At 69.0% G+C, this 12,421-nt stretch carries 10 protein-coding genes; 6 read left to right on the top strand and 4 right to left on the bottom strand.

Going from position 1 to position 12,421, the window contains the following annotated elements; all coding sequences use genetic code 11:
- The first annotated feature begins 8 nt into the window (after positions 1-8).
- The gene (locus UCD39_RS18735) at positions 9-569 is read left to right on the top strand and encodes a hypothetical protein (RefSeq protein ID WP_330497369.1); all 561 of its coding nucleotides are present in this window, start codon (positions 9-11) and stop codon (positions 567-569) included.
- Complete coding sequence (locus UCD39_RS18730; protein ID WP_330497368.1) at positions 566-1,252, top strand: periplasmic heavy metal sensor; 687 nt, start codon at positions 566-568, stop codon at positions 1,250-1,252. Before UCD39_RS18735 ends, UCD39_RS18730 begins: the two co-directional genes overlap by 4 nt.
- A gap of 60 nt (positions 1,253-1,312) precedes the next feature.
- Here the strand turns inward: UCD39_RS18730 and UCD39_RS18725 are convergent, their stop codons facing one another.
- Positions 1,313-3,592 (bottom strand): hybrid sensor histidine kinase/response regulator, encoded by a 2,280-nt coding sequence (locus UCD39_RS18725; RefSeq protein WP_330497367.1) that lies wholly within the window; start codon positions 3,590-3,592, stop codon positions 1,313-1,315.
- 579 nt (positions 3,593-4,171) lie between these two features.
- Here UCD39_RS18725 and UCD39_RS18720 point away from each other — a divergent pair.
- The 4 genes from UCD39_RS18720 to UCD39_RS18705 are packed head-to-tail and all read left to right on the top strand — an operon-like array spanning position 4,172 to position 7,076.
- Positions 4,172-5,350 carry a hypothetical protein gene (locus UCD39_RS18720; protein WP_330497366.1) on the top strand — a complete coding sequence of 393 codons (1,179 nt, stop codon included), beginning with the start codon at positions 4,172-4,174 and terminating at the stop codon, positions 5,348-5,350.
- A gap of 58 nt (positions 5,351-5,408) precedes the next feature.
- Complete coding sequence (locus tag UCD39_RS18715; protein WP_330497365.1) at positions 5,409-6,467, top strand: hypothetical protein; 1,059 nt, start codon at positions 5,409-5,411, stop codon at positions 6,465-6,467.
- Positions 6,442-6,771, top strand: a complete 330-nt coding sequence (locus tag UCD39_RS18710; protein WP_330497364.1) for a hypothetical protein — start codon at positions 6,442-6,444, stop codon at positions 6,769-6,771. The genes UCD39_RS18715 and UCD39_RS18710 overlap by 26 nt, the downstream gene beginning before the upstream one ends.
- A gap of 26 nt (positions 6,772-6,797) precedes the next feature.
- Positions 6,798-7,076 carry a hypothetical protein gene (locus tag UCD39_RS18705; RefSeq protein WP_330497363.1) on the top strand — a complete coding sequence of 93 codons (279 nt, stop codon included), beginning with the start codon at positions 6,798-6,800 and terminating at the stop codon, positions 7,074-7,076.
- A 94-nt stretch (positions 7,077-7,170) separates the two neighbouring features.
- Here the strand turns inward: UCD39_RS18705 and acnA are convergent, their stop codons facing one another.
- From acnA to phoU, 3 genes are all read right to left on the bottom strand, one after another.
- Positions 7,171-9,879 carry an aconitate hydratase AcnA gene (gene acnA / locus UCD39_RS18700; RefSeq protein ID WP_330497362.1) on the bottom strand — a complete coding sequence of 903 codons (2,709 nt, stop codon included), beginning with the start codon at positions 9,877-9,879 and terminating at the stop codon, positions 7,171-7,173.
- Between the two features lie 329 nt (positions 9,880-10,208).
- Positions 10,209-10,856, bottom strand: coding sequence for a TerC family protein (locus UCD39_RS18695; RefSeq protein WP_330497361.1), 648 nt, complete (start codon positions 10,854-10,856; stop codon positions 10,209-10,211).
- 835 nt (positions 10,857-11,691) lie between these two features.
- Positions 11,692-12,390, bottom strand: coding sequence for a phosphate signaling complex protein PhoU (gene phoU / locus UCD39_RS18690; protein WP_145732895.1), 699 nt, complete (start codon positions 12,388-12,390; stop codon positions 11,692-11,694).
- Positions 12,391-12,421: the final 31 nt, after the last annotated feature.

Below are 12,421 nucleotides of genomic sequence, written 5' to 3'. Positions count from 1 at the left end.
GGTTGGTCATGGCTGACAGGGAATGGTCCACGGTGGACGTGGAGGATATCGCGGCGCTCACCGCGGTTTACGGCGGCAACCCCGCCCGCTGGCCGGCGGATCGCCGGGCCGCGGCGGTGCGTGCCCTGGCCGCGGACGGTGAGGCGCATGAGTTGGTGGTGAACGAGGCGCGGCTGGACGCGCTGCTGTCGCTGGTGGCGGAGCCGGAGATTTCGGCCACCCGGGTGGATAGCGTGGTGGCCGGCGCGCTGGCGCGGCTGGATGCGATGGCCGCACCGGCGGCGGCCAAGGCCGCGTCGCGCCGGCTGGACACCTTCCTGCCGTCGCCCTTCGATGTGGTGCGCGCGGCCCTGTCGTGGCTGAGCGTCCGGGCGCCCCAGGCCGGTTGGCTGGCCGGTGCCACGGCGGCCGGTATCATGGTGGGCGTCATGACCATGCCCGCCGCCACCCTGCCGATGTCTGAAACGGTGGCCCAGACGGCGGGAACGGTGGAGACGGCGCAGGCCGATGTCACGGACATGCCCAGCCTGCTGTTCACCTCTTACACGGTGGAGACCCACGCGCGATGAGTGTGTTTTCCAGCCGGTGGCGTGGGCCCCTGCTGATCGCGTCGGTCGGTATGAACCTGTTCCTGGCCGGCACCTTCATCCCCCACTTGTTGGGGCATCATGACGGCGGGCCGGGCCGCGAGCCCGCGCCGGGCCTGAACTATCGCCCGCGCCCCCTGGCCGACATCCTGCCGCCGGCCGATGCCGAGCTGCTGCAGAAGGCCATGGCGCCCGACCGCGCCGATTTCAAGGCGTTGGAGAAGCAGGCCCGCGAAAGCTGGGCTGAAGTCCAGCCCCTGCTTGCGGCCGACACCTTCGACGCCCAGGCCTTCGCCGCCGCCTTGCAGAAGGTCGCCGACAGCCGCCGCGCCTTCGAGGCGTCGCGCCAGGCGGCGCTGATCGACGTCCTGTCCAAGATGTCGCCGGAAGGCCGCAAGAAGTTGTCGGAGCTGAAGGCCCCCTTCATCCTGGGGGGCATGCATGGCCCCCATCCCGATGGCCGGGGACCAGACGGGCGGGGACCGGATGGCCGTGGTGACGGCCGCTTCGACCATCCCCCCTTCCCGGACGGACCGCCGCCGCCGCCGGATGATGGCGCCGATGGGCCCGGCCCGGCCGGCAATCCGGCGGTGACGCCCGCCAATCCCGGGGGCATCCCCCTGACGCCCCGGGCGCCGACGGCCACACCGGTGACCCCGCACTGACCCCATCCCACCGCCAAGGCCCCGGATCGCTCCGGGGCCTTTCGCATCCCGGGGCGCGTCTCAGGCCACGGCGCTGTCGGCGGGGCGCTGGCTGCCCAGCCATTCCCTCAGCCAGTCGGCCAAGGCCGCCGCCGCCTGCTCGGCATTGCTTCGCAGGGTGCCGGCCAGGGCGCGCTGAATTTCCGGCGGATCGTCGCGCAGGGCCTGCTGCGCTCGGCGCGCCTCGGCCGACAGGCTGCTGAGCCCGACGTTGGCGGCGACGCCGTAAAGGGTGTGGACGGCCTGGCCAGCGCCCGGAAGATCGCCGGCCACCACCTTCTCCGCGAAACGATCCGCCGTTTCGACCAGGGTGCGGGCGGTGATCGTGATGAACTCCGGCATATCCTGGGCGCCAATGGCTTGGGCCACGGTCTCGATCTGCCGCGCGTCCAGAACGGCATCCGCCGCGTCGGGCTCGGCGCTCGGCCAGACATGGGCGCCGCAGGCGGTCCACGCCCTGTGCATAGCCTCGACCAAGGCGTCGGGGCGGATGGGCTTGGTGACGAAGCCGTCCATGCCCGCCGCCAGGCAGCGGTCGCCATCGGCCGCATCGGTGTTGGCGGTGGTGGCCACCACGGGAACGCGCGCGCGGTTGCCGTCCGGCAGGGCGCGGATGCGGCGGGTCGCCTCCAGCCCGTCGATGCCCGGCAACTGCATGTCCATCAGCACCAGGTCGAAGCGGCCCTGCGCCACGAGACGGACGGCGGCGGCACCGTCAGCCGCCACGGTGACCGCGTGTCCCCGTGCCCGCAACAGGGCATCCAGCACGACCTGGTTGGCGGTCACATCCTCAACCACCAGGACGGCCAGGGGGGGCAGGCACAGGGGCGGGGCGTCGGTATTCCGGGCGATAGCCACCTCATCGTCGGGCTCCGCGGTCGGAATGGTGAACCAGAAATGGCTGCCGTTGCCCGGGCGGCTGCGAAAGCCGATCTCGCCCCCCATGGCCTGGACCAGGCGCTTGGCGATGGCCAGGCCCAGCCCACTGCCGCCATAGCGGCGCGTGACCTCGACACTGGCCTGGCTGAAGGTTTCGAACAGGCGCCCCTGTGATGCCTCGGGCACCCCCATCCCGGTGTCCGACACGATGATGCCGAATTGCATGCGTCCGTCGTCCAGGCGGTCGGCGGAGGCGCTGATGCGCACCCAGCCGCGGTCGGTGAACTTGATGGCGTTCCCCACCAGGTTCAGCAGCACCTGGCGCAGGCGCAACGGATCGCCCATCAGCCGCGCGGGAAAGGCCTGGCTGGTGCGCAGCTGCAGGTCCAGCCCCTTCTCCGCCGCGCGGCCGACCATCAGCTTCAGCACCCCGTCCAGCAGCGCGGCCGTGTCGAAGGGGCGTTGGTCTATCTCCAGCTTGCCAGCCTCCACCTTCGACAGGTCCAGCACGTCATTCAGGATGGCCAACAGCGATTCGCCCAATTCGTGCACGGTGCGGACGTAGTCGCGCTGTCGCATGGACAGCCCCGTTTCCAGCAGCAATTGGGTCAGGCCCAGGATGCCGGTCATGGGGGTGCGGATTTCATGGCTCAGCGTGGCCAGGAAGCCGGACTTGGCGTCGTTGGCCTGGTCGGCTGCCCGCTTGGCGGCGGCGAGGTCCAGCTGCATCTCCAGCATATGGCGCATGCGTCGGCAGATCTGGCGGCCCATCCGGTAGATGAACACCGAATAGAGCAGGCTGCCCAGAACCAAGGCCATACCGGGGGCCCCGCCCCGTGCTGTGCCGCTTTCCTCGGCCAGCGTGGCGCCGGCCAGCACCAGCAGCGCCAGGGCCGGCGGCACCATTTGCAAACCCAGCATCAAGGGATGCGGTATCGTTCCACAGGTGCGCAGCGCCATGGCCGTGCCCATGATAAGCATCAGCAAGCATCGACCGGCCAAGTCATGGTCGGGCCAGGCGAACAGGGGCAGCAGGCCCCACACCGCGGACGTGGCGAAGCGCGCGGCGGCCAGCACCCACAACCAGGGACGCGGATCGGTCAGGCTGTTGGCCCGGACCAGGAAACGCTGGAACGCCAGTTGCGATATGCCCGCCGCCCCGATCGACAGCACTGACCAGACGACGACGGCCGGCCAGGGTGCCCACGTTGCGATGCCGCCGGCGACGACGGCCGTCAGCAGGGGCAGCAGCCAGGCATCATCGCGATGGTTCAGCGCCATCAGGATAAGCTGGCCCAGTTCGACCAGCTGTGGGCGGGCTATGGTCGGGGCGCGGTCGCCCAGCGCTTCCAGGGGGTCGGTGGCTGGGTCGCCGATCAGCGGGCCGGTCCATCGCCGCAATCCCGGTTCCAAGCGCCGCACGTCCGGTATTCCCCGTGGTCTGTTCCGGGTGTTGATCCATTCGGGGATGGTCCCTCCAGCGTCCCGGTGCCGGAAAGGTCTACTGCCATGGGATGCGGGTGCCGGGGGGCGATGCCGCCCGGTGAAGGCCGTGGTCGGCCCTGAACCCGTCAATTTCCATGCGAAATCCCCGGGCCGACTGTACGACGGCGGCGGAAATTGGCCAATCACATTTGCGAATCCCTTGCGTAATTAAAGATCAGAAAAGATCCCTAAAATTTTAGACACCTGTGCCCGCAAAGCCTTGATCAGCGCCGCTGGTCCAAGTGGAAAGGCTTAGTGAGCGCCATCAATCATCGGTTGTTAGCCGGGGTTTATCGCGTGAGCCCGGGGAAATGCGGGGCGGTCGTGTGAAAGGTGCCTTTTTTCTTGCATTACAGGGCACAAGCGCCGGAAGAATTCGCCGGGGGTAGAAATTGAATCGGCCGGATCGGCCGTGGTAACCATTAGTCCGTCGAGAACTCGCGGCCGGTGCAAACCGTTTGCCGTGCCGGGACCCGCGGGGTCATAATTCCGGTCTCTTGCAGGGGGCAGGGTGGCATGTTTCGGAAGGTGATGGGCTGGATTGCCGGCAAGGGGGATGACACGTCGCCCCCGCCGGATGCTGTCCTTTCCGCCGATGGGGCCAGTGGTGGCGCCCTGCGGGCAGACGGGGGGCACGGTCAAAGCGGGGCCGGCTTCGCCGACGCCGGCCGCGGCCCTGTGTTTTCCTCCCGCGCGGTGCGGGACGCCGCCGTCGTCACCTCCACCATCGACACCATCCGCCGCTACGTCGCGGGTGAGGAACAGGCAGAGGGGCTGGTCCGCAAGCTGCAGTCCCTGTCGACCGAGCAGTTCGGCTTCCTGCAGATCAGCATCGACCCGGCTCTGACCGCCAAGGCCCTGGCCCAACTGGGGGACGCGCGTGCCGCCAGCGCCACCACCTTGCGCCGCCTGCTGAGCGATATCGGCGATGGGGGAAAGCCCTCGGGCGAGGGCGGGCCGACCGCACCGTCCGAAGCCTCCCCTTCCGGCCCATCTGGATCCACCCCCCCTCTGTCCAGGGGCGAGGCGGAGATATCCGCCGCCCCGTCGCCGGTGGCCCCGCCAGCGCCGGTCATGACGGCCACGGCGTCCGCCCCGCTGTCGGTTCCGGCGCCGCCCGCGTCGGCCCCTCCGGCCCCGGGCCCGCAGCCGTCGCGCACGGGCCCGCTGTTCACCACCCTGGCGGCCAAGGGGCGCGATGCCCTGACCCGTGATGCCCATCCGGCGGATCGGGCGGAAATGCGGGCCGTGCCCACCCCCACCCCCCGGGTGCCCGGGGCCTTGTCCTTGCGCGCGGCGCCGCCGACACCGGTGCGGGCCTCGGCCGTGGCGGGCACGCTGCCGGCGCAACCCCTGTCCACCCCCAGCCGCCCGACGCCGATCCACGCGCCCGTGACCGTGTCGGCCGTGACCGTTCCGGGCGGCGCACGCATGGCCACCAATCCCGTCGCCGCCGCCCGTGTAACCCTGCACGGCCCCAAGCCCAGCCCCGCCGCCGTTTCCAATCCGGAGGGCGCGGCGCCCCTGGCCGCGCCCGTGGTCGTGCCGCCGCCCCGTGTCTCCTCCGACGCTCCGGTGCCGCCGCCCCAGCCGGCGATGGCGCGGCGTCCGGCCGCCGCCGTGCCCCGTATGCCACGCGAACAGGCGGACAAGCGCCGGGCGCGTCTGCTAGAAGCCATTGCCGGCGAGCTGTGACACCCCCTGTGACGCCTATGCCCGCCAGCCCCCTTCCCCGATCCTCATGAGCGACGCCATGACCGACGAGCACCGTGACGCCCCAGGCCCCGATGGCGACGCCGGTTCGGGAGCCCCCGGCGCCGTGCCAGCCACCCCATCCGCCGACATCGAGGTGGCGCCGCCATCCGCGCCAGCCGCCGTGCGCGAGGGGGAGATCGACGAGGGGGTTGACCCCTTCGATTACGCCGAATCCATCGTCCGCGACCTGGCGCTGCATGTCGGCAGCCGGCTGCGCGACCTGCGCAACGACCTGACGGCCATGCACTCCGCCGTCGTTTCGTTGCCGGAAACGATGCGGATCAACGCCCTGGGGCAGTCGATCCAGGAACTGCGCGAGCGCGTGGCCCACCTGACCGGCGTGGTCAGCCATCACGCCGGCCGCCCGGCGGAAGAGGCGGAGCGCCTGGCCCGTGGCGTCGGCGAGCTGTCGAACACCCTTCAGGACGTGACCCAGCGGGTGGGCGTGCTGGAGAACTGGCTCAGCCATGCCAAGGCCGTGAACGGCGTGCGCCTGCCCGATCTGCCGCCCGGCCCCCTGCCGGAGCAGCTGAACAGCCTGGTCGACCATCTGCACGAATCGCTGCTGCGCGTCGTCAACGCCGTGCGCGCCACGCAGTTGGATGTGCGCGACCTGCGCGACCAGGTGAGGGGCGGTGTCCCCGCCCTGCCGCCGCCGGCCGCTGATGGCAAGGTGGCCGACGTTAAGGCCGCCGCGCCCGACGCGGGGGCGGTGCAGGCGCTGGCCGGTCGGCTGGACGCGGTGGAGGAGAAGCTGCGCCGGGCGCCCGCGTCCGCGCCAGCGGACCGGTCCGATGGCGGCACCGCCGGCCTCGCCTCCCTGGTGTTCGGCGCCTGGCCCAGCCTGATGCGGCCCACGGGGGCGGAGGCGCTGGCCCAGGCCGTTTCGTCCGTGCTGGACAGCGTGGGGCACCTCCTGGGCGGCACCGTGCAACTGCCGCAGACGCCTCAGGATGGCGGCCTGGTGGCTGTGGCCACGGGCCGGCACCGCGGCATGCCGCTGGCCATCCTGGTGGGGGTTGAGGATTCTGGTGGGCCGCCACTGGGTGCTGGATGAGGCGGGCGACACCCTCAGCGACAGCGGCTTCCCCCGCGTTTCCACCCTGCGCGGCCTGATGAACGCGGCCGCGCTGGTGGAAAAAAGCCGGCCGGGCACCCTGGCCGTCTCCATCCTCATCTATGGCAACGGCGTCATCAGCCAGGCGCCGACGCGCGAGGCCCTGGCCACCCTGGCCCAGGCTGCCGGCATCCCCGGCGCGGCCGGCCGCACCCTGCTGGTGGCGGCGGGCGACCTGACGGCCGCCGGCCTGCTGCCGGTCTCCGAGGTCGGCGGGGCCGTCAGCGACCTGCAGTTCGACTGAGGATTGGGATGGGAGAAGACGGCTGGTTGTCTTCCGTCCGTGAACGCCGTCGCCGCAAGGTGGTGCGGGCCAACATCGGCGCCGGTCTGGGCTTGCTGGCCTGGGCCGGTTCCTTGGCCCTGATGTTCGGGCTGTGGCGCCTCGTTTCTCATCAATGGCCACCCATGCGAGTGATTTATTGGGGCGTCCTGGGCTCCGGTGCGGTGATAGGCGGGTTGAGCCAAGTCATCCCCCTACGGCCTATGCCGGGCAAGACGCCGGAGGAAATGGCGGCGGAGACGTTCTTCAAAGGCCCGCCGCGTTGACGATGGCATAGGAAAAAGGGGCGCGACCCGGCCGGGTCGCGCCCCTTTCCATTGGCTCCGGCGATCCCAAGACCGCCGGAGCCGATATCACGCTTTACTCAGCCGCCTGGGGCTGGTTCAGCATGTTGCGCAGCACGTACTGCAGGATGCCGCCGTGCTTGAAGTAGTCGACCTCGTCCAGGGTGTCGATGCGGCACAGCACCGGCACGGTGTCGACCTTGCCATCCGCGCGGGTGATGGTCAGGGTCAGGTCCATGCGGGGCTTCAGGCCGGCCTCGACGCCGGTGATGTCGATGACCTCGGTGCCGTCCAGGCCCAGGGTCTTGCGGCTGGCGCCGTCCTTGAACTGCAGGGGCAGCACGCCCATGCCCACCAGGTTGGACCGGTGGATGCGCTCAAAGCTCTCGGCCACCACGGCGCGGACGCCCAGCAGGCGGGTGCCCTTGGCCGCCCAGTCGCGGGACGAGCCGGTGCCGTACTCCTGGCCGGCGAACACCACCAGCGGGGTGCCGTCGGCCTGGTACTTCATGGCGGCGTCGTAGATCGACATGACGTCGCCGGTCGGGATGTACTTGGTCACGCCGCCTTCGACGCCCGGCACCATCTCGTTCTTGATGCGGATGTTGGCGAAGGTGCCGCGCATCATGACTTCGTGGTTGCCGCGGCGGGCGCCGTAGCCGTTGAAGTCCACCGGCTCCACGCCGTGGCTGATCAGGTAGGTGCCAGCGGGGCTGGTCTTCTTGATCGAACCGGCGGGGGAGATGTGGTCCGTGGTGATGCTGTCGCCCAGAATGGCCAGCGGACGGGCCTTCTTCACGTCATGCACCGCACCCGGGGTGGTGGTCATGCCTTCGAAGATCGGCGGCAGCTTCACATAGGTGCTGTCGTCTTCCCACTTGTAGGTCAGGCCGGTGGCGGTCTCGATGGACTGCCACTGCTGCGGACCCAGGAACACGTTGGCGTAGCGCGAACGGTACATCTCCGGCGTCAGGGACTTGGCGATGGCGTCCTCGATCTCGGCGCTGCTCGGCCAGATGTCCTTCAGGAAGACGTCCTTGCCGTCCTTGCCCTTGCCCAGCGGCTCGGTGGTCAGGTCCTTGCGCAGCGTGCCGGCCAGGGCGTAGGCCACGACCAGCGGCGGGGAGGCCAGGTAGTTGGCCTTCACCTGCGGGTTCACGCGGCCTTCGAAGTTGCGGTTGCCCGACAGGACCGAGCAAGCCAGCAGGTCGTTGGCGTCCACCGCGGCGCCGATGGCGTCGGGCAGCGGGCCGGAGTTGCCGATGCAGGTGGTGCAGCCGTAGCCGACCAGATTGAAGCCCAGCTTGTCCAGATAGGGGGTCAGGCCGGCGGCGTTCAGGTAATCGGTCACGACCTGGCTGCCGGGGGCCAGCGAGGTCTTCACCCACGGCTTCGTGGCCAGGCCCGCCTCAACCGCCTTCTTGGCCAGCAGGCCGGCGGCGACCAGCACGTTGGGGTTGGAGGTGTTGGTGCAGCTGGTGATGGCCGCGATCACCACGTCGCCGTGGTCGACCGTGAAGTCGGCGCCGGCGACCTTGGCCGGGTTGCTGGCGGGCTTGCCGGCGTAGTCCTTGGCGAACACGCCCTCGAACTCGGTCTTGGCGTTGGACAGCAGCACGCGGTCCTGCGGGCGCTTCGGGCCGGCCAGCGAGGACTCGACGCTGTTGAGGTCCAGTTCCAGCGTGTCGGTGAACACCGGCTCGGGGCTGTTGGCGTCGCGCCACATGCCCTGGGCCTTCGCATAGGCTTCCACCAGGGCGACGCGGTCGGCGTCACGGCCGGTGAAGTTCAGGAAGCGGATGGTCTCGGCGTCGATCGGGAAGATGCCGCAGGTGGCGCCGTATTCCGGGGCCATGTTGGCGATCGTCGCGCGGTCGGCCAGGGTCAGGGCGTCCAGGCCGGGGCCGTAGAACTCCACGAACTTGCCCACCACGCCCTTCTTGCGCAGCATCTGGGTGACGGTCAGCACCAGGTCGGTCGCCGTGGCGCCTTCCTTCAGCTTGCCCGTCAGGCGGAAGCCGATGACTTCCGGGATCAGCATGGAGATGGGCTGGCCCAGCATGGCCGCCTCGGCCTCGATGCCGCCCACGCCCCAGCCCAGCACGCCCATGCCGTTCACCATGGTGGTGTGGCTGTCGGTGCCGACCAGGGTGTCGGGGTAGGCGACGGTGGCGCCGGTCTGGTCGCCGTCGGTCCACACGGTCTGGGCCAGGTACTCAACGTTCACCTGGTGGCAGATGCCGGTGCCGGGCGGCACGACGCGGAAGTTGTTGAAGGCCTTCTGGCCCCAGCGCAGGAAGGCGTAACGTTCGCCATTGCGCTGGAATTCGACGTCGACGTTCTTCTGGAAGGCGTCGGGGCCACCGAAGTAGTCCACCATCACCGAGTGGTCGATGACCAGGTCGACGGCGGTCAGCGGGTTGATCCGCTCCGGCTTGCCACCCAGGCCCACCATGGCCTCGCGCATCGCGGCCAGGTCGCACACGGCGGGAACGCCGGTGAAGTCCTGCATCAGCACGCGGGCGGGGCGGTAGGCGATCTCACGGTCGCTGCGGCGGTCGACCAGCCACTGGGCGGCGGCCTTCACGTCGTCGACGCTGACGGTGCGGCCGTCCTCGAAGCGCAGCAGGTTCTCCAGCAGCACCTTCAGGCTGTAGGGCAGGCGGGACAGGTCGCCCAGGCCGGCTTCCTCAGCCGCCTTGAGGCTGAAGTAGTCATAGCTCTTGCTGCCGACGCTCAGGCTGCGGCGGGTTTTCAGCGTGTCGTGACCGGTGATCGTGGACACAGGAGTGGCCTCCTAGGGGAAGGGGATGGTACCGCGCCGCCGGCACCCTTCAGCGGGTGTCATGGCCAGCGATGCGGACGGCCATTCCGACACCCTTCGCGACGTCCCCTTATTGAGACCCTTATGAAATAAGAATACCGGGCTGGGGACGCCCTTGATCGAAAGGTTTGCGCGGAAAGGCGCGCGCGCGAGGTTTACCGCTTTTTGCGCCTGCGATCAAATACCCGGACGGTTGCGGTCGGGGCTACATCGCATGCCTCCCCTGCCGAGATTCCCCAGCCCTGTGCCCAAGGCGCGACAGCCACCGCGCCCGGCCGGCCGCGGGTCGCTTAAATCCGTTTGATCATGTCGATCAGGGGCTGGGCGAAGGGCGCCACTTCCGTCCCGCCGTCCCAGATCATGTGGCAGGCGACGTAGGCGATGATGGCCAGGCCGATGTAGGAGATCCAGAAATAGCGGGCCAGCAGCCGGGCGATCAGCGTGGCGGCCGCCCCCATCAGGGCCACCGACAGCACCAGGCCCAGCACCATGACCCGGGTGTGGTCCTCCGCGGCGCCGGCCACCGCCAGCACGTTGTCCAGCGACATGGAGACGTCGGCCAGCGCGATCTGCCGGATGGCGACGCCCACGCTTTTGCCCGCGACCGGCGCCATGGGCGAGTCGTGCCCCTCCACCGCCGCCGTGGTGGCCTGCTCCTTGCCATGCTGGCGCAGTTCCCGCCACAGCTTCCAGCAGACCCACAGCAACAGGATGCCGCCGGCCAGCGTCAGGCCGATGATGTCCAGCAGGCGTGTGGCCAGCAGGGCGAAGCCGATTCGCAACAGCACGGCCACGCCGATGCCCCAGAAGATGACTTTGCGCCGCTTTTCCACTGGCACGCCGCTGGCCGCCATCCCCACCACCAGGGCGTTGTCTCCGGCCAGGACAAGGTCAATGAGAAGCACCTGGATCAGGGCGGTCAGTTCAGCAAGCAGCATGGGGCACAGCCGTTCCGGTCGTGGATCGACCCTTCATAGCACGGCTGCGGCATAAGCGCGCGTCGCATTGCGACGCGTATATCGCCCAATAAGCCTGAACCGGGAGCGCAACGGCCGCGCTTTAGACTAGCCTCAACTGGAACCGGGCATCGACGGGCTAGAAACGATGCGGTGAGTAGAATGTATTTTGGATAAAATACGGCCCGCACACTTCAAGAAGTGGCGGGCCGAGAGTTTTGGCAGTTGGGTCCTGCTCTGTGATACAGGACACATTACGTAAAACCCATGGCGTAAAAGATGTCAAGCAATGAACCTGTAGCAAAAGGATATGTATTGTTTTACGCGACGCCGCGTCTGCGAAAGTTCCCTAGGATCGTAGCTCTATACCCAAATGATGAACGTGTTAATTCATAAGGGGTGAACCTGCGGTTGGGGTTGATTTAGCAACTTGAAAGGGTTGCGGCGTCGCGGAATTAGGGTAAGGGCTTCACTGAAAAAGGGAAAAGAATCAGCGCCGGCCGGGCAGGCCCACACGCGATTCGCGAATCCTTCCCGCGCCCGTCGCGGGGCGCAGGTACGGCTCCGCCGACCTCCCACACGGCATAGGGGGCCGCGAACCGCCCGAAAACGAAGCAGGTGCGGGGAATGATTAAAAATCGGGCCAATGCGCCAGGCGCCGGCCCCGTGAGAGCCGCGAGGCCGCGGGGAATCCAAATCCGGGCGCCAGGCTGGGGCCGGTGTCCATTTCCGCCCGGGGCCGGCCGCGTTCCGCTCTACCCATGAACAGGTTCGGAGCGGGAGGCGATCATGACGGATCGCCTCCCGCTCCGAACGGTCAGTGGGCTTCGCCGCCCCGGGGGCGCGCCGGTTCCACCAGGGTGCCGGTGGCGTCGAACTGCACCATCTCGGCGATGTTGGTGGCGAGGTCGCCCACCCGCTCCAGGTTCTTGGCGATGAACTGCAGGCTGGTGCAGGCCTCGATCAGGCTGGCGTCCTTGGCGACGAAGGCGAAAATCTCCTGCGTCACGCCGGCATGCATGTCGTCCAGCTCCTGGTCGCGGCGCCACACTTCGGCGGCCAGGGCGGTGTCGCGGCGGGTGAAGGCCTCGATGGCGCTGGCCAGCTGGCGCCGCGCCAGCTCCGACAGGCGGCCGACCGAGGCGGTGGCGGCGATGGCGGGAACGGCGTTCAGCACCAGGGCGCGCTTGGCCATGTTCTTGGCGTAGTCACCCACGCGTTCCAGGGCGTTGGCGGCCTTCAGGGCGGCCAGGGTGTGGCGCAGGTCGATGGCCATGGGATGGCGCAGGGCCAGCAGGCGGATGATCAGGCTCTCCACCTCATGCTCCAGGGCGTCCAGCACTTGATCCTGGGCCACCGTCTCGCGTGCCAGCGCGTCGTCGCGGCCCAGCACGGCGCGGGTCGCCTGTTCCAGCTGCTGCTCGGCCCGGCCGCCCATTTCCGCCAGCAGCGCGTCCAGACGCTGCAGTTCGTTTTCGTAAGAGGTGACGATGTGACGGGGCAGCTGCTCGGACATGGGCGGTGCATCCAGAAGGGTGGAAACCAGG

It is taken from the genome of Nitrospirillum karajorum (assembly GCF_036348415.1).
GTDB classification, from domain to species: domain Bacteria; phylum Pseudomonadota; class Alphaproteobacteria; order Azospirillales; family Azospirillaceae; genus Nitrospirillum; species Nitrospirillum amazonense_B.
Note: the sequence above shows the minus strand (reverse complement) of the source record. Positions and strands in the feature narration are given on the sequence as shown.

What these genes read in the sequence shown, in the direction of transcription:
- UCD39_RS18715 (WP_330497365.1), top strand. Translation starts at nt 5,409, where the DNA reads ATGACCGACGAGCACCGTGACGCCCCAGGCCCCGATGGCGACGCCGGT.
- UCD39_RS18730 (WP_330497368.1), top strand. Translation starts at nt 566, where the DNA reads ATGAGTGTGTTTTCCAGCCGGTGGCGTGGGCCCCTGCTGATCGCGTCG.
- phoU (WP_145732895.1), bottom strand. Translation starts at nt 12,390, where the DNA reads ATGTCCGAGCAGCTGCCCCGTCACATCGTCACCTCTTACGAAAACGAA.
- UCD39_RS18735 (WP_330497369.1), top strand. Translation starts at nt 9, where the DNA reads ATGGCTGACAGGGAATGGTCCACGGTGGACGTGGAGGATATCGCGGCG.
- UCD39_RS18695 (WP_330497361.1), bottom strand. Translation starts at nt 10,856, where the DNA reads ATGCTGCTTGCTGAACTGACCGCCCTGATCCAGGTGCTTCTCATTGAC.
- UCD39_RS18720 (WP_330497366.1), top strand. Translation starts at nt 4,172, where the DNA reads ATGTTTCGGAAGGTGATGGGCTGGATTGCCGGCAAGGGGGATGACACG.